The sequence below is a fragment of the Burkholderia sp. AU28863 genome (assembly GCF_002223195.1).
Taxonomy (GTDB): Bacteria; Pseudomonadota; Gammaproteobacteria; order Burkholderiales; family Burkholderiaceae; genus Burkholderia; species Burkholderia sola.
In genome coordinates this window covers 1,575,290-1,591,876 of record NZ_NKFE01000005.1, presented here as the reverse complement: position 1 = coordinate 1,591,876, position 16,587 = coordinate 1,575,290, and the positions used below count along the sequence as shown (strand labels likewise).

15 protein-coding genes are annotated in these 16,587 nt (G+C 67.2%); 11 read left to right on the top strand and 4 right to left on the bottom strand.

The window, feature by feature from the left end; translation table 11 throughout:
* Positions 1-49 precede the first annotated feature (49 nt).
* From CFB81_RS23760 to CFB81_RS23730, 7 genes are all read left to right on the top strand, one after another.
* Complete coding sequence (locus CFB81_RS23760) at positions 50-1,540, top strand: aldehyde dehydrogenase (RefSeq protein WP_089436728.1); 1,491 nt, start codon at positions 50-52, stop codon at positions 1,538-1,540.
* An 18-nt stretch (positions 1,541-1,558) separates the two neighbouring features.
* Complete coding sequence (locus CFB81_RS23755) at positions 1,559-2,521, top strand: VOC family protein (RefSeq protein WP_069620956.1); 963 nt, start codon at positions 1,559-1,561, stop codon at positions 2,519-2,521.
* Entirely contained in the window at positions 2,518-3,762 is a 1,245-nt protein-coding gene (locus tag CFB81_RS23750) for an NAD(P)/FAD-dependent oxidoreductase (RefSeq protein WP_069620957.1), read from the top strand. The genes CFB81_RS23755 and CFB81_RS23750 overlap by 4 nt, the downstream gene beginning before the upstream one ends.
* A gap of 37 nt (positions 3,763-3,799) precedes the next feature.
* On the top strand, positions 3,800-5,200 hold the full coding sequence (locus CFB81_RS23745) for an MFS transporter (protein ID WP_089436727.1): 1,401 nt from the start codon (positions 3,800-3,802) through the stop codon (positions 5,198-5,200).
* 170 nt (positions 5,201-5,370) lie between these two features.
* Positions 5,371-5,922 carry a GNAT family N-acetyltransferase gene (locus CFB81_RS23740; protein ID WP_069620959.1) on the top strand — a complete coding sequence of 184 codons (552 nt, stop codon included), beginning with the start codon at positions 5,371-5,373 and terminating at the stop codon, positions 5,920-5,922.
* 74 nt (positions 5,923-5,996) lie between these two features.
* Positions 5,997-6,410: a PPC domain-containing DNA-binding protein gene (locus CFB81_RS23735; RefSeq protein ID WP_069620960.1), complete on the top strand. Its 414-nt coding sequence runs from the start codon at positions 5,997-5,999 to the stop codon at positions 6,408-6,410.
* 72 nt (positions 6,411-6,482) lie between these two features.
* The gene (locus CFB81_RS23730; RefSeq protein ID WP_089436726.1) at positions 6,483-6,995 is read left to right on the top strand and encodes a DUF4274 domain-containing protein; all 513 of its coding nucleotides are present in this window, start codon (positions 6,483-6,485) and stop codon (positions 6,993-6,995) included.
* A 113-nt stretch (positions 6,996-7,108) separates the two neighbouring features.
* Here CFB81_RS23730 and acnB read toward each other — a convergent pair whose 3' ends face one another.
* Positions 7,109-9,694, bottom strand: a complete 2,586-nt coding sequence (acnB, locus tag CFB81_RS23725; RefSeq protein WP_069620962.1) for a bifunctional aconitate hydratase 2/2-methylisocitrate dehydratase — start codon at positions 9,692-9,694, stop codon at positions 7,109-7,111.
* Positions 9,695-9,857: 163 nt separating this feature from the next.
* Between acnB and CFB81_RS23720 the strand changes: the two genes are divergently transcribed.
* The gene (locus CFB81_RS23720) at positions 9,858-10,865 is read left to right on the top strand and encodes a BPL-N domain-containing protein (protein ID WP_256976308.1); all 1,008 of its coding nucleotides are present in this window, start codon (positions 9,858-9,860) and stop codon (positions 10,863-10,865) included.
* Between the two features lie 24 nt (positions 10,866-10,889).
* On the opposite strand, the gene CFB81_RS23715 is transcribed toward CFB81_RS23720, so the two are convergent.
* The 3 genes from CFB81_RS23715 to CFB81_RS23705 all read right to left on the bottom strand — a co-directional run bounded on the left by CFB81_RS23715 (position 10,890) and on the right by CFB81_RS23705 (position 12,663).
* A complete protein-coding gene (locus CFB81_RS23715) occupies positions 10,890-11,363 on the bottom strand; it encodes a nuclear transport factor 2 family protein (RefSeq protein WP_069620964.1) in 474 nt (157 codons plus the stop codon).
* Between the two features lie 140 nt (positions 11,364-11,503).
* Positions 11,504-11,752, bottom strand: coding sequence for a hypothetical protein (locus tag CFB81_RS23710; RefSeq protein WP_050011907.1), 249 nt, complete (start codon positions 11,750-11,752; stop codon positions 11,504-11,506).
* A 476-nt stretch (positions 11,753-12,228) separates the two neighbouring features.
* A complete protein-coding gene (locus tag CFB81_RS23705; RefSeq protein WP_089436724.1) occupies positions 12,229-12,663 on the bottom strand; it encodes a universal stress protein in 435 nt (144 codons plus the stop codon).
* 343 nt (positions 12,664-13,006) lie between these two features.
* Here CFB81_RS23705 and CFB81_RS23700 point away from each other — a divergent pair, with 343 nt between their 5' ends.
* The 3 genes from CFB81_RS23700 (at position 13,007) to CFB81_RS23690 (ending at position 16,486) form a co-directional block, all read left to right on the top strand.
* A complete protein-coding gene (locus CFB81_RS23700) occupies positions 13,007-14,491 on the top strand; it encodes an amidase (RefSeq protein WP_089436723.1) in 1,485 nt (494 codons plus the stop codon).
* Positions 14,492-14,848: 357 nt separating this feature from the next.
* Positions 14,849-15,535: a hypothetical protein gene (locus CFB81_RS23695; RefSeq protein WP_089436722.1), complete on the top strand. Its 687-nt coding sequence runs from the start codon at positions 14,849-14,851 to the stop codon at positions 15,533-15,535.
* Positions 15,536-15,655: 120 nt separating this feature from the next.
* Positions 15,656-16,486: an arylamine N-acetyltransferase gene (locus tag CFB81_RS23690; protein WP_089436721.1), complete on the top strand. Its 831-nt coding sequence runs from the start codon at positions 15,656-15,658 to the stop codon at positions 16,484-16,486.
* Positions 16,487-16,587: the final 101 nt, after the last annotated feature.

Below are 16,587 nucleotides of genomic sequence, written 5' to 3'. Positions count from 1 at the left end.
CGCCACGGCGAGGGCGGATGTGCAGAGACAGACTTGTGAGACTTGTGACATGACTCCTTTCGATACGCGCCTCGTGCCCGACGGCAACATCCTGATCGGCGGCGAGTGGCGGCGCGGCCGCGGCGCGCCTTACGCGAGCCTCTATCCGGCCGACCAGTCGCTGAACATGGAAGTGTCGACGGCGAACGCGGAGGACGCGGCCGACGCCGTCGTGGCCGCCGACGCCGCATGGCGCCGCGCCGACTGGGCCGGGCTCAAGCCGCATCAGCGCGCGCAGGTGCTGTACCGGATCGCCGACCTGATCATGCAGCGGCACGAGGCGCTCGCGAACCTGCAGCGCCGCGACAACGGCAAGCCGATCGCCGAGACGCGCGTGCTCGTGGCCAGCGCGGCGAATACGTTTCGCTATTTCGCGGCGTGCCTCGAAACGCTCGACGAAGAACTGACGCCGTCGCGCGGCGACTACCTGACGATGAGCGTGTACGAGCCGATCGGCGTGATCGCGGCGATCACGCCATGGAACTCGCCGATCGCATCCGATGCACAGAAACTCGCGCCGGCGCTCGCCGGTGGCAACGCGGTGGTGCTCAAGCCGGCTGAAGTCACGCCGCTCGTGTCGCTCGCGCTGGCGCGCATCTGCGAGGAAGCCGGCGTGCCGACGGGCGTGCTGAGCGTGCTGCCGGGCAAGGGCTCGGTGATCGGCGACGTGCTCGTGCGTCATCCGCTGGTGAAGAAGGTGTCGTTCACCGGCGGCACCGAAGTGGGCCGCGGCATCGCGCGCATCGCCGCCGAGAAACTGATGCCCGTGTCGCTCGAACTCGGCGGCAAGTCGCCGACGATCGTATTCGACGACGCGGATCTCGATCACGCGGTCAACGGCGTGCTGTACGGAATCTTCAGCTCGTCGGGCGAGGCGTGCATCGCCGGTTCGCGGCTGTTCGTGCAGCGCGCGGTGTACGACGCATTCATGCAGCGGCTGGTGGCCGGCGCGCGCAAGCTGCGCGTGGGCGACCCGATGCGACCCGATACGCAGATGGGCCCGCTGATCACCGCGAAGCATCGCGAGTCGGTCGAGCGCTACGTCGCGCTCGGGCTGGAAGAAGGCGGCCGGCTGTTGTGCGGCGGCGAGCGGCCGTCGGGCGACGGTCGCGAGGACGGCTTCTTCTATCAGCCGACGATTCTCGAAGGCTTGCCGAACAGCGCTCGCATCTGCCAGGAGGAAATCTTCGGGCCGGTGCTGGTCGCGATGCCGTTCGACGACGAAGCGTCGCTGATCGCGCAGGCGAACGACAGCGTGTTCGGCCTCGCGGCCGGCATCTGGACGCGTGACTACAAGCGCGCGTGGCGCATCGCGCGGGCGCTGGAGACGGGCACCATCTGGATCAACACGTACAAGCTGTTCTCGATCTCCACGCCGTTCTCCGGCTGGAAGGAGAGCGGGATGGGCCGCGAGAAAGGGCGTCTCGGCATCCGCGAATACATGCAGCAGAAGAGCCTTTACTGGGGCTTGAACGACGCGCCGCTGCCGTGGGCGAACTGAGCGAAGGGGAATGACGCAATGAGCATCTTGGGAATCGAGCAGATCACGTACGGTGTCGACGACCTCGCCACGTGCCGGCGCTTTTTCGCGGACTGGGGCTTGAAGGAAGTCGCGCACGACGACACGCGTGCGCGTTTCGAGACGCTGAACGGTTGCACCGTGCTCGTCGTGAAAGCCGACGATCCGTCGCTGCCGCCCGCGTTCGAAGCGGGCCCGACGTTGCGGGAAGTCACATGGGGCGTCGCGACGCGGCAGGAAGTCGACGCACTGCGCACGAAGCTGGCCGGCCAGCCCGGCTATTACGCACAAGACGATGCGGTCGGCTGCATCGACCCGAACGGGATGGCGATCCGTATCGAAGTCACGCGCAAGCGCGCACTCGACATCACGGGCTCGCCGTCGAACGTGTGGGGCCAGACGCTGCGCGTCGATCAGCCGAGCCCGATTTATGCGCGCGCGGAGCCGGTCGAGGTCGGGCACGTCGTGTTCTTCACAAATTGCCTCGATGCGCAGGAAAAGTTCTATCACGAACGGCTCGGCTTCGAGACGTCGGACCGTTATCCGGGCCGCGGTGCGTTCATGCGCTGCGCGCCGCATGGCGGCCACCACGACCTGTTCCTGCTCGCGCTGCCGAACGGTAAACGCGGCCTGAACCACGTCGCGTTTACCGTGCGCGACATCCACGAAGTGTTCGGCGGCGGCATGCACATCGACCGCTGCGGCTGGGAAACGCAGCTCGGCCCGGGGCGTCATCCGGTGTCGTCCGCGTATTTCTGGTACTTCCAGAACCCGGCCGGCGCGCTGATCGAGTACTACGCGGACGAAGACGTGCTGACGCCCGAATGGCAGCCGCGCGAATTCGAACCAGGCCCGACCGTGTTCGCCGAGTGGGCCGTCGACGGCGGCCTCGACGGCAACACGCGCCGGCAGAAGAACGCGAAGGCGCCGGAAGGCAAGTTCATGACGGAGCGCAAATCGTGAGCGAAGAGAACACACAGGAGCAGGCCGCGCCGGGCACGGTCGTCGTGATCGGCGGCGGCCAGGCGGCCGGCTGGGTGCTGAAGACGTTGCGCGCGCAAGGGTACGCGGGCCGTCTCGTGATGATCGCCGACGAGCCGCACCTGCCGTACGAGCGTCCGCCGCTGTCGAAGGCCGTGCTGGCCGGCGACGCCGACATCGAGACCGTGCGCGTCGTGCGGCCCGACGAATTCGACGCGCTGAACGTCGAAGCGTGGCAGCCGGAACGCGCGGCGTCGATCGATCGCGCACGTCGCGTGGTGAGAACCGAAAGCGGTCGCGAGATCGAATACGACCGGCTCGTGATCGCGACCGGCGGCACGTCGCGCCGCTTACCCGGTGCGCTCGTCAACACGCCGAATCTGCATTACCTGCGCACGCTCGACGAAGCGGCCGCGCTCGGCGAGAAGCTGCGTGCGAGCCGGCGCGTGCTCGTGATCGGCGGCGGCTGGATCGGCCTCGAAGTCGCGGCGACCGCGCGCAAGCTCGGCGTCGACGCGGTGGTCGTCGAAGGCGCGCCGCGCCTGTGCGGCCGCTCGGTGCCGCAGGTCGTATCGGACTTCCTGCTCGACCTGCATCGCTCGAACGGTGTCGACGTGCGACTTGGCGCGGCGCTTGAATCGCTCGATGCGCCGCCCGGCGATGCATCGAAGGTACGCGCGACGCTTGCCGACGGCACGACGATCGACGCCGACTTCGCGGTGGCCGGCATCGGCCTTGCGCTGAACGCGTCGCTCGCGAGCGACGCGGGGCTCGCGGTAGACGACGGCATCGTCGTCGACGAATACGGCGCGACCAGCGACCCGGCGATCTTCGCGTGCGGCGACGTCGCGAACCATCACAACGGCTGGCTGAAGCGGCGCGTGCGGCTCGAATCGTGGGCGAACGCGCAGAACCAGGCGATCGCGGCGGCGAAGGCGGTGCTCGGCGTGCGTGCACCGTACGCGGAGATTCCGTGGTTCTGGTCCGATCAGTACGACGTGAACCTGCAGATCCTCGGCGATCTGCCGGCCGATGCGCAGCTCGTCGTGCGCGGCGATCTCGCCGCGCGTCGTGCGACGCTGTTTTTTGTTGGCGACGGGCATGTGAGAGGTGTCATCGCCGTGAACAACGCGCGTGAGCTGAAGCTCGCACGCAAGTGGATGAACCAGGGCCGGGCAGTGGATACGGAAGCCCTGGCAGACACGACCCAAGCGCTTGCCTGACCGGTTCGACCGGAAAGAGACCCAGGAGACACCCCGCATGAGCACTTTCGACAACGTCGTGGCCGGCAAGGCCACGATGGAAGCTGCCGCTTCCACGCCCGGCGCGATCATCGCGCGGCTCGAGCGGCTTCCGGCCAACGCGATGCAGATCCGCGCGCGCGTGCTGATCGGCACCGCGACGTTCTTCGACGGCTTCGACGTGATCACGATCGCGGCGACGCTGCCGCTGCTGATTCACAAGTGGGGGCTGTCGCCGACGCAGATCGGCATGCTGATCGCGTCCGGCGCGATCGGCCAGTTGATCGGCGCATTCCTGTTTCCCGCGCTCGCGGAAAAGCATGGCCGCGTGAAAGCGATCGCATGGAGTTCGGCCGTGATCGGCATCACGAGCACCGCGTGCGGTTTCGCGCCGACGTTCGAGATCTTCGTGCTGCTGCGGATTCTGCAGGGGCTCGGGCTCGGCGGCGAGTTGCCGGTCGCCGCGACGTACATCAACGAGATCACGCGTGCGCATGGCCGAGGCCGTTTCGTGCTGCTGTACGAGATCGTGTTTCCGATCGGCCTGCTCGTGTCGATGGCGCTCGGCGCTTGGCTCGTGCCGCGCTTCGGCTGGGAGATCATGTACTTCGTCGGCGGGCTGCCGGTGATCCTGTCGCTCGTGCTCACGCACCTCGTGCCCGAATCGCCGCGCTGGCTCGCGTCGCGCGGGCGGCTCGCGGAAGCCGGGCGGGCGACGAGCGCGTTCGAGGCGTCGGTGCGCGGCGAACTGCCGCCGGTCACGCAGGCGGCCGCGTTCGACGAGATGGTGCGCCAGCATCCGAAGCGCAGGATGAGCGACCTGTTCCGCGCCGCGTATCGCAAGCGCACGCTCGCGGTGGCGACGCTGTGGGCGACCTGCGGGTTCATCCAGTACGGGTTGTCGACGTGGCTGCCGACGATCTACAAGAACTTCTATCACGCGCCGCTGCAGCTCGCGCTGAACCTCGCGGTGATCGGGTCGGTCATGGGCGTGCTCGGGTCACTGGCGTCGGCGCTGCTCGTCGACAAGCTCGGCCGCAAGCCGGTGATCGTGTGGTCGTTCGTGCTGTGCGCGCTGTCGCTCGCACTCGCGGGTATCTATCACGCGTCGTCGGTGTACGTGGTCGCGATCTTCTGTTCGCTGTCGCTCGGGCTGATGGCGTCCGGGTTCATTACCGCGTACGTCTACACGCCGGAGCAGTATCCGACGAGCATCCGTGCGTCGGGCTGCGGGCTCGGCAGCGCGTGGCTGAAGATCGCGTCGTTCGTCGCACCGATGGTCGTGCCGCACGCGATCATCGGCGGAAACCTCGCGCCGGCGTTCTATCTGATCGGCGTGGTGCCGCTGATCGCGGCGCTGACCGTGCACTTCGTCGGAATCGAGACGAAGGGGAAGGTGCTGGAGGCGCTCGAGGCGTAAGCGGGGCCGGCGGCGGTAGCGGACGACGTGGTGAGGCCCGGGCGATGCCCGGGCTTTTTGTTTTTGCGGCGATGTTGGCGTGGCGGGACGGGTCGTGCGAATGCGCGGCATGGCCGACTTGAGGCTTGCGTGTTCTAATTCACGCTCCCGTTTTTCGATCGAGTGTTGTCATGCCCCTGTTCGAACCAGTCACGCTGGAAACATCCCGCCTCGTGCTGCGGCCGCTTCGCGACGCCGACGCGCCGGCCTTCTTCGAGATCTGGTCCGATGCGGAAGCGATGCGCTATTTCTCGTTCTCGCCGATGACGGAAATCGAACAGGCCGAGGCGCGCGTCGCGCGCAACGTGCAGACGTCCGCAAGCGGGGAGAGCCTGGTCTGCGTGCTTGAACTGCGGGAAACCGGCGAAACGCTCGGCGAGTGCGTGCTGTTCCATGCGAACGCGCAATGCCGACGCGCCGAGATCGGCTTCAGCCTGCGGCGCGCGTTCTGGCGCGGCGGATACATGCGCGAAGCGGCGTCGGCCGTGATCGATCATGCATTCGGCACGCTGCGGCTGAACCGGCTCGAGGCCGATATCGATCCGCGCAACGTCGCGTCGGCGGGGCTGCTCGAACGGCTCGGCTTCGTGCGGGAAGGGCTGCTGCGCGAACGCTGGATCGTCGGCGACGAAGTGTCGGACAGCGCGCTGTACGGGTTGCTGGCGAGCGACCGCCGCGCGTAAATAGCCGACTTGCCGGATTCGCCGGGCGAACGTACGCTTGGTCGATACCACGATCGACCCACAGGTTCTCGACCATGCAAGCCCATCCTTTGCGTCTTTCTCCCGGCGACGATCTGCGCGGCGCCATCGAGGCAGCGTTACGTCAGCACGAAGCGCATGCGGCCTTCGTGATTCAGGGCATCGGCAGCCTGAGCGTCGCGCAGTTGCGTTTCGCCGGCGTCGATCAGCCGACCGAACTGCGCGGCGACCTCGAAATCCTGACGCTGGCCGGCTCCGTATCGCCGGACGGCGCGCACCTTCATATGTCGATCTCCGATGCAGCCGGCCGCGTGACGGGCGGCCACGTCGCGAGCGGCTGCGTGGTGCGCACGACGGCCGAGATCCTGCTCGCGCTGCTGCCCGCGCATCGCTTCTCGCGCGAGCCGGATGCGGGCACCGGCTTCAACGAACTGGTGATCCGTCGCGAGTCGGGCGGCGACGCCGCATGAATGGACAGCGACGCTAGAATCGCCGGTCATCGAAGACTTTCCCGTTACCGCTCATTCCGCAAGACGCAATCCATGGACGACACCGACATCGAACAGAAGGCGTGGGACATCGTCCGGGCGTGGCTCGAACGCGCGACGCCCGAGCAGTGGCACCGGTTCGCCGCACGCTCCAATTACGATGGCAACGGACGCGCATTGCGCTGGCTGCTGGACAATCGCAACGTCGATCGCGCGACCGCACTGCTGATCTACTGGAATCTCGGCGCCGCGTGGTTCGTGCAGTATGCGAGCGAAAGCGATCTGGGCGACGCGTCGTATCAACTCGATACGTTCCGGCTGCTTCGCGACATCGAGCAACGTTACGCCGACGGCTATTACGCCAATCACGGCATCTGGTTCGATCCGCACGACTTCGATGGTGCGGGGCCGAACGATTATCCGGACGTACCGGTCGCGCGGCCCGTGCCGGCGCTGATGCTGCAACCGACCGACGGGCGCGAGTACGTCGATCTCGACGAAGCGGACGGCTATGACGAAGGCGTGCCGTTCGACGTCGTCGAGCGGCTGCACGCGCTGTACGACTGACCGGACGGGCGCGTCCGGTCGCCGACGCATGAAAAAAGCGCCGCGGCCTTTCGGCTTGCGGCGCCTTTCGGTGCGCTGCGACGTCGACCGCCCGTCGCAGCCCGACTGCGGGCTTACACCTGCACGGTGTCGGCCACTTCCTTGAAGTCCTCGATCTGGTCGAAGTTCATGTACTGGTAGATCTTGTCGCCGTTGGCGGTGAGCACGCCCATGTCGGCCATGTACTCTTCCTTGGTCGGGATCTTGCCCAGACGCGAGCAGATCGCGGCCAGTTCAGCGGAGCCGAGGTACACGTTCGTGTTCTTGCCGAGACGGTTCGGGAAGTTGCGGGTCGACGTCGACATGACCGTCGCGCCTTCGCGCACCTGCGCCTGGTTACCCATGCACAGCGAGCAGCCCGGCATTTCGGTCCGTGCGCCGGCCGTGCCGAACACGCCGTAGTGACCTTCTTCCGTCAACTGCTTCTGGTCCATCTTGGTCGGCGGCGCGACCCACAGCTTGACCGGGATGTCGCGCTTGCCTTCCAGCAGCTTCGACGCGGCACGGAAGTGACCGATGTTGGTCATGCACGAGCCGATGAACACTTCGTCGATCTTCGCACCGGCGACGTCGGACAGCGTCTTCACGTCGTCCGGGTCGTTCGGGCAGGCGACGATCGGCTCGTGGATGTCGGCGAGGTCGATCTCGATGACGGCCGCATATTCGGCGTCGGCATCCGGCGACAGCAGTTGCGGGTCGGCCAGCCACTGTTCCATCGCGGCGATACGACGCTGCAGGCTGCGCGGATCCTGGTAGCCCTGCGCGATCATCCACTTCAGCAGCGTGATGTTGCTGTTCAGGTATTCGATGATCGGTTCCTTGTTCAGGCGCACCGTGCAACCGGCGGCCGAACGCTCCGCCGATGCATCCGACAGTTCGAACGCTTGCTCGACCTTGAGGTCGGGCAGGCCTTCGATTTCGAGGATGCGGCCCGAGAAGATGTTCTTCTTGCCTTGCTTGGCGACCGTCAGCATGCCTTGCTTGATCGCGTACAGCGGGATCGCGTTGACGAGGTCGCGCAGCGTGACGCCCGGCTGCATCTTGCCCTTGAAGCGGACCAGCACCGATTCCGGCATGTCCAGCGGCATCGTGCCGGTGGCGGCCGCGAACGCGACCAGGCCCGAACCCGCCGGGAAGCTGATGCCGATCGGGAAGCGCGTGTGCGAATCGCCGCCGGTGCCGACGGTGTCGGGCAGCAGCATGCGGTTCAGCCACGAGTGGATCACGCCGTCGCCCGGGCGCAGCGCGATGCCGCCGCGCGTGCTGATGAAGTTCGGCAGCGTCTGGTGCGTCTTCACGTCGACCGGCTTCGGATACGCGGCGGTGTGGCAGAACGACTGCATCACGAGGTCGGCCGAGAAGCCGAGGCAGGCCAGATCCTTCAGTTCGTCGCGGGTCATCGGGCCCGTGGTGTCCTGCGAGCCGACCGAGGTCATCTTCGGTTCGCAGTACGTGCCCGGGCGCACGCCCTGGCCTTCCGGCAAACCGCACGCGCGGCCGACCATCTTCTGCGCGAGCGAGAAGCCCTTGCCGCTATCGGCCGGCTGATGCGGCAGGCGGAACAGCGTCGACGGCGCGAGACCCAGCGCTTCGCGCGCCTTCGCGGTCAGGCCGCGGCCGATGATCAGCGGAATGCGGCCGCCGGCGCGCACTTCGTCGAACAGCACGTCGGACTTCACCTGGAATTCGGCGATGACCTTGCCGTCCTTCAGCGCCTTGCCTTCGTACGGGCGCAGTTCGACCACGTCGCCCATGTTCATTTGCGACACGTCGAGTTCGATCGGCAGCGCGCCGGCGTCTTCCATCGTGTTGTAGAAGATCGGCGCGATCTTGCCGCCGAGGCACACACCGCCGAAGCGCTTGTTCGGGACGAACGGGATGTCTTCGCCGGTGAACCACAGCACCGAGTTGGTGGCCGATTTGCGCGAGGAGCCGGTGCCGACCACGTCGCCCACGTACGCGACGAGGTGACCCTTTTCCTTCAGCGATTCGATGAACTTGACCGGGCCGCGCTTGCCGTCTTCTTCCGGCGTGATGCCGGGGCGCGCGTTCTTCAGCATCGCGAGCGCGTGCATCGGGATGTCCGGGCGGGTGGTGGCGTCCGGTGCCGGCGACAGATCGTCGGTGTTGGTTTCGCCCGTGACCTTGAACACGGTGATGGTCAGGCTTTGCGGCACTTCCGGACGGCTCGTGAACCATTCGGCGTCGGCCCAGCTCTGCAGCACGGCCTTCGCGTGCGCGTTGCCGTTGTCGGCGAGTTCCTTCACGTCATGGAACTGGTCGAACATCAGCAGGGTTTTCTTCAGCGCGTCGGCGGCGACCGCGGCGACGGCTTCGTCGGACAGCAGTTCGATCAGCGGCTGGATGTTGTAGCCGCCGAGCATCGTGCCGAGCAGCTCGGTGGCGCGCGCACGCGAGATCAGCGGGCAGGCGGTCTCGCCCTTGGCCACGGCGGCCAGGAAGCCGGCCTTCACGCGGGCGGCTTCGTCGACGCCGGCGGGCACGCGATGGGTGATCAGCTCGAGCAGCGTCTGCTCTTCGCCGGCGGGAGGGTTGGTCAGCAATTCGACCAGTTCGGCGGTCTGCTGAGCCGTCAGCGGCAGGGGAGGAATACCGAGCGCGGCGCGGGCGGCCACGTGAGCACGAAAGTTTTCAAGCATGGGGAGACCTGCTGATATTGCGTTTGAGGGGAAGGCCTTGCCGGCACTCCGGGGCTATTCCAGGCACTGCTTTGAGCGGGATTCTAATCTCAATGACCTGGAACGTCAAATGTCTTATGTCTTATATAAGACTTGTCGGTGCGAAAGACCGGAGGGCGGCTGCATGGCGGAAACGGCCTTGTCGGGGCGGGGTTCGGCGGGCGGAGGCGCGGTGTGGGTTCCGGTCGCCGGTGCGTACATATCTGCACAAGCCCGCAGGAAACGGCACACACCGGCCGCGTTCGGGTCGCTACGCTTGCTGTCGCGCAGCTTGCAATCGGGCGTCGGAACGGGAGGCGGAAGTCGTCGCGCGCCTGTCGATTCGGCCCGGGCGGTAGCGATTCCATTGACTCCGGCGATCCACGACATGCACTCCAGAAACGCGATTTTCCTGATGATGGCGCTCGTCGCGTCGCCGGCCGTTCACGCCGCCACGCCCGGCGACGAAGCGCGGGATGCGGCGAGCCGGCCGGTCGCGCTGGTCTATCGCGGGCCTGCCGCGTGCGACGGGTGCGCCGAAACCATCGCCAGACGCCTGCGGGAATCGGACTACCGGTTCAGGGTGATCTACGTGGGGCCGGCGGAAAAGCTCAGGATCACGCCCGCGGCGCTGGCCGGTGCGGCGCTCTATGTGCAGCCCGGCGGCGGGCAGGACATTCCCGGCGCGGCGGCCAGCATCGGCCGAAATGAAATCCGGGCCGTGCGGCGATACGTGGCGAACGGCGGTCGATATCTCGGAGTGTGCATGGGCGCCTACCTTGCCGGCGAGCAGGGTTTCGGGCTGGTCGCCGGCGATATCGACTCCGAGGTCGACCGGCCGGGCTCGACGCTTCACGGCGTCGCCGACACGGTGACACCGGTCGTCTGGCGCGGGAAAAAGCGCTGGATCTACTATCAGGACGGTGCGAGGCTGCCGGTCGCGCCGATCGGCTCCGGCGGGATCGTGCTGGCGATCTACCCGAACAAGGACATCGCGGCGGCCACGTATCGCTACGGCAAAGGGCGCGTCGGCCTTGCCGGCCCGCATCCGGAGGCCGATGAAAGCTGGTATCGCCAGAACGGCCTCACGAATCCGGACGGCGTGGTGCCGGACATGGCCTACGACCTGATCGACGCGACGATGAAGCCGTAACGGAGGTGCCGCGGCGCGCGCGGCTTATTTCCGTTTGGCGCGATACGCGTCGAGATTTTTCCGTGCCTGTGCACGGATCGCACGCTGCATGAAAGGCGTCCAACCGAGCAGCGCGCCTTTCATTCCGAGAGCCTGACGCGCCCAGCGCCACAGGTCGAAATGGTCGCGATGCTCGACGATGCGTCCGTCGCGAAACCGGAAGCGCGCATCGATCCGGTTGACCACCATCCGCCCGGTCGCGGCGAACCGGTAGCGCGCGCTCCACTTCGCGCGCCCGGCCTGATCGTCCGCGGCGACTTCGCCGAACGTCAGAGCGAATTCCTGCGCCCGCGCGACCAGCATCCGCCACATGTCGCGCGCAAGTTCGCCGCGCAGCTCGCCGAATGCGGGATCGCTGAACACGATGTCGTCGGCGTAGCACGCAAGCATCGCATCGATGTCGCGTTGCTGGAAGGCCGTGTAGAAGCGCTGGATCAACTCGGTGTTCGGATCAGTCATGTCGGGGCGTAACGGGGCAGGGAGGGGCGGACGATGACGTCCGTCGAAACGTCGATCGGGAAAGTGATGGCCGGCAGCGCAAACGGGCGCCCGTGCCTGCGACTTCAGGCGCGGCACGCTCGTCCCACGGATGATACGCGTCAGCGGGCCGCCATCGCGACGTTCCGATCGTTCCGTCCCGTCACCAGGCAGCCCGACATGAAGGCCTCGCTCTGGCTGCCGGCAGCGGCTTCGCCGAAGCCGCGACCGAGCGCATCGGCCTTCACCTGCGCGGCGCCTTGCTCGCACGCGAGCGGGCTGGCGTCGCGGCCCTGTGCGTGCAGGATCGCGCGATCGCCGATGAGATAGGCCAGCAGTGCAAAAACAGCGATATGTACGGCTCGTCTCATGGTTCGTCTCCTCGTCGCTCAAGCGTAACGCGGACACGTTCGACGAAGCACTTGGGGCTTCCCCCGGTAAACGTCTGCTGAAAGCGGTGGCGTGCAGGACGATCCTGTCCTGTTTTTTCGTCACCGCCGCCCGGCGGGCGGGCAATGCGCGCCAGTTTGACGAATGTCAGGGTCGGGGCGGGCGGCGGCGGCCGCGCGGCCGTTCAAGGCGATAGCATGAACGCATGATTTGACGGAACGCGATGCGGGTCAACGCATCGGGTCCGGCAAGCAGGCCGATGTTGAATATCGCTGTCGAAATAGTGAGGAATCCAAATGTTGAACGTCTCGTCCGTCCTGATCAGTCTTGCCCCGATGTGGGCCATCCTGCTGCTGGCATCTTCGGCGGCCGCCTATTTCGTGTTCTGGCGCAAGGTCATCAAATAAGCGCTGCGCGACAGCGTGCGCACGATGCGCACGCGTGACGCGCCTTTCCGTCATTGCACCGCCGTCACCGGCACATTCGAAATCTGCACCAGACGGGCCATCACGCTGCGCCGAAACACCGACATCAGCGCGTGCAGCGGATCGCGTCTCGGCGCGGCCACGACGATCTCGTCGCACCCGGTCTCGGCCGCCGCGGCCGCGATCGTGTCGGCCACCGGGCCGACCTTCAACACGACGCTGAACTTCACGTCCGCATCGCGCAGGATTCGCTCGGCCATCGCGAGATCGTCGGTCGCGAATTGCGTCTCGATCGCGCGCAGCCGCGACAACGGGTGATAGGCCTCGAGCCGCGTCGATTCCAGCGGCGCCTGCACGTTGATCAGCACGACCTCCGACGCGCAGCGCTCGCGATACAGGAACGTCGCGTGGCGAACCGCCTGAAGCGAGCGGGGCGAATGGCCGACCGGAACCAGCAGCTTGAGCATAGACGATGAACCCGGAAACGAAGTGCTTCCAGCGTAGCGGGCCGCCGGACGAAGCGATCTAAAGAGATCGGCTGGCCGCATAAAAATGTCGTTAACGTGCGCGATCCCGTGACTCACCGATTAAAAATATAAGAAATTTAAGTTTATGCGCATAAACGGCTGCGAGCGGCGGCGCCGGTCCTGCCCGGCCGTCGCCGGCTGTCCGACGCATCGCGATTCAGTCGAATCCGCAATGAATTGCGCCGCAAAATATCGGAGGTTGCCCGGATCGCGTCGCGTAGAGTAGAGCGGCGGCCGCCGCCGGGCGGCGCGCCATCCGATACCGCTTCCCAGGAGACCTCGCATGCCGCACGGCGCCCCGCAGTTTCTCGCTCCCGCTTCCATTTCCGTCGATCCGATCGTGCGCCTGTCGGCCGGCGAGCTTGCGTCGGCGATCCGCGGCAAGGCGGTTTCGTGCGTCGAGACGATGCGTGCGTATCTCGACCATATCGAGCGCGTGAACGGCGCGGTCAACGCGATCGTCGCGCTGCGCGACCGCGATGCGCTGCTGGCGGAAGCCGCGGAAAAGGATGCGGAGCTGGCGCGCGGCGACTATCGCGGCTGGCTGCACGGGATCCCGCAGGCGCCGAAGGATCTGGCGATGACGAAGGGGTTGCGGACGACCTACGGCTCGCCGATCTTCCGCGAGAACGTGCCGCAGGCCGATTCCGTCGGCGTCGCGCGGATGCGCGAGGCCGGTGCGATCTTCATCGGCAAGACCAATACGCCCGAGTTCGGGCTGGGTTCGCACACGTTCAACGCGGTCTACGGCGCGACGCGCAACCCGTACGACCTGACGAAGAGCGCGGGCGGCAGCAGCGGCGGCACCGCGGCGGCGCTCGCGTCACGGATGCTGCCGGTGGCGGACGGCAGCGATTTCGGCGGGTCGCTGCGCAATCCGGCCGCGTTCTGCAACATCTACGGCTTCCGTCCGTCGCAGGGCCGCGTGCCGCGCTGGCCGGGCGTCGACGTGTTCATGCAGCAGCTCGGCATCGAAGGGCCGATGGGCCGCACCGTCGGCGACGTCGCGCAACTGCTCGCGATCCAGGCCGGCTACGACCGCAACGATCCGCTGTCGCTCGCGGAAGATCCGGCGGTGTTCGCGCAGCCGCTCGACGCGGACCTGCGCGGCAAGCGCATCGCGTGGGTCGGCGACTGGAACGGCTATCTCGCGACCGAGGCCGGCGTGCTCGCGCAGTGCGAGCGCGGGCTGGCGACGCTGCGCGAGATCGGCTGCGACGTCGATGCGGCGCAGCCGGCGTTCGCGCCCGACCGGATCTGGCGTCTATGGCTCACGCACCGGCACTTGCTGTCGGGCGGCGGGCTGCTCGCGCACTATCGCGACCCGGCGCGCCGCGCGCTGCTGAAGCCCGAGGCGATCTACGAGGTCGAAGGGCTGCTCGCGCTGCAGGGCGAGGCGGTGTTCGACGCGAGCGTCGAACGGACCGCATGGCATCAGGCGGTGCTGAGCTTCTTCGACCGTTACGACTTCATCGCGGCGCCGACCGCGCAGGTGTTCCCGTTCGACGTCGACCAGCGCTGGCCGAAGGAGATCGCGGGCCGCGCGATGGATACCTACCACCGCTGGATGGAAACGGTCGTGCCGTGGACGCTGGCCGGCTGCCCGGTGATCAACGTGCCGGTCGGCTTCAACGACGCGGGGTTGCCGATGGGGATGCAGCTGATCGGGCGTCCGCGCGCCGATCTTGCCGTGCTGCAGCTTGCGCGCGGGTACGAGCGGGCGGCCGACTGGGTCAACCAGCGGTTGCCCGCATGGATGGCCGCGTAACGGCGCCGCCGGCAGTCAGCCGATGGCGGGCGGTAGCGGCCGGATGACGAGGCGGGCGGTGACGCGCTGCCCGTTCTGCGTGGCATCGCTCGACGCGAAACGCGCCCGGGGAGGGGTTTCGTCGCGCCGCCTGCGCACGCGGGAGCCGGCGTCCATTGACGCAACCGGAGAAAGAATGCCGGTACGCGCGCGACATCGCATCGCAAACGCGGACGAATCGGCGCGACGACGTTCGCCGGCCGCGGAATTGCAAGCGGCGGCGCGCGGTGATTTCGTTTCGATGTGTTTCAGTCGTTGCGGCGGCGCGCGACGCGCTTCGACAATATCGCCTCGACCATTCGGGCACGAGGGAAACACATGAAGCACATTCGCGCGACGGGCCGGCATCTGGCCTTGGCAGGCATCGCGTTCGGCATCCTGGCGAGCGGCGCCGCGCATGCACAGCTCGACCTGCAGTCGATCGGCGCGTCGCTGCTCGGCGGCGGGCAGCAGCAGGCGGCCCCTGCGCAGGGCGGTGTCGCGCAGTTGCTGCAGGCCTATGTCGGCGCGAACCAGCAGGTGCTGAGCGGCCAGTCGTCGCTCGCGTCTGCGATGGGGCTGACGGGCGCGGCCGGGCAGGCGCAGCAGGCGGCGAGCCAGTTGTCCGGCGGCGATGCGCTGTCGCCCGCCACGCTGTCGCAGATGGGCGGCGCGCAGCAATCGGTGTCGCAGGCGCTCGGCCAGGCGTTCGCGAGCGGCGGCGCCACGCACGGCCCGATCGACAAGCAGGCGTTCAGCAACGGCCTCGCCTCGCTCGGGCAGGGGCTCACGCAGTACTCGCAACTGCAGTCGGGGCTCGGCAATCTCGGTTCGACGAGCGCGGCATCGCTGCTGCAGTCGGGCCTGAATCCGCAGAACATGCAGGCCGCGACGTATATCGCGCAAAGCGCGCCGGGGCAGTTGCAGTCGCTCGCCGCGACGCTCAGCCAGGCCGTGCAGTTCGCGACGAGCCAGGGCATTTCGGTGCCGTCGGTCGCGTCGTCCGCCCTGAAGCTGCTGCCGTAACGTCGTGCGGGAGCGATGCGTGGCCGTCATCGGGCACGCCGGCCGCGAACGATAGTCCCGCACAACATGGGGATTTCGCGCGATGCTATCGTGGCGGGTCCCTTTCATCGGTGCCGGTTCATGACTGACTCGTTCGACCTCTCGCGCTATTTCTCCCGCATCGGCTACGACGGCCCGGCCGAGCCGACGCTCGACGTGCTGCGCCGGCTGCATCTGCTGCACCCGCAGGCGATTCCGTTCGAAAACCTCAATCCGCTGACCGGCGCGCGCGTCGCGCTCGACCTGCCCGCGATCGTCGACAAGGTGATCGAACGCCGCCGCGGCGGCTACTGCTTCGAACTCAACAAGCTGTTCTACACCGCGCTCACGACGATCGGTTTCCGCGTGACGCCGCTGATCGCGCGCGTGCGCTGGATGCGGCCGCCCGAGATCGTCACCGCGCAGACGCACATGCTGCTGCGCATCGACCTCGACGGCGCGGCGTGGCTCGCGGACATCGGCTTCGGCAGCGCGACGCTGACCGCGCCGCTGCGCTTCGTGCCGGGCGAGCGGCAACTGACGCCGCACGGCGCGTTTCGCGTGATCGATGCCCCGGTCGACGGCGAGTTCGACATGCAGTTCGAGATCCCCGACGGCTGGCAGACGACCTACCGCTTCTCGCTGAAGCCGGCCGAATGGATCGATTACGACGCCGCGAACTGGTTCACGTCGACGTATCCCGAATCGATCTTCGTGAACGACCTGATCGCGTGCCGCGTGCTGCCGGACGGCCGCGCGGCGCTGCTCAACACCGTGCTGACGCTGCGCGACGCGGCCGGCGCCGGGCGCACGGTCACGTTCGACACAGCAGCCGACTGGGCCGCATGCCTGCGCGACACGATCGGCATCAATACGGCGGGATTCGATCTCGACGCGCTGTTCGCGCGGCTCGCGGCGCGAGCCGCGCGGTAACGCGGGCATACGAGACACTGCAAGCGGCCTGCTCGCGGGCCGCGCGCCGGTTCAATCCAGTCGTTTCATCGCATCCGTATTTGACTTTTGCTAGATTGCTA